Source organism: Acidiphilium sp. JA12-A1, assembly GCF_000724705.2.
Taxonomy (GTDB): Bacteria; Pseudomonadota; Alphaproteobacteria; order Acetobacterales; family Acetobacteraceae; genus Acidiphilium; species Acidiphilium multivorum.
Map to the genome: position 1 here is coordinate 1 of NZ_JFHO01000182.1, position 241 is coordinate 241.

The window sequence follows — 241 nt, forward strand, 5'->3', positions numbered from 1 at the left end:
GGCCCGGGCGGCGACCCGCGCCGCGCCATCGCCCTCGCCGAGCGCCTCGGCGCCGACGCCCCCTCCAGCCCCGGCGCACCCCTCCTGCTCGGCGCCGTTGTCCGCCTGTCGAACGACGGCGAGGAAGCCGCCCTCGTCCCGCTGCTGCACCGCGCCGCCCCGCTCTGCGCCGGCCGCACCGACGCGCTCGGCACCGACGCCTCGAACGCCCTCGCCGGCGCCATCGCCCGCCATGCCGACC

1 protein-coding gene is annotated in these 241 nt (G+C 81.3%); it reads left to right on the forward strand.

Translation table 11 applies throughout. The features are described 5' to 3' along the window. Nucleotides 1–241: hypothetical protein (locus RT91_RS19060; protein ID WP_035189361.1), on the forward strand; the 241-nt coding region annotated here is incomplete at both ends.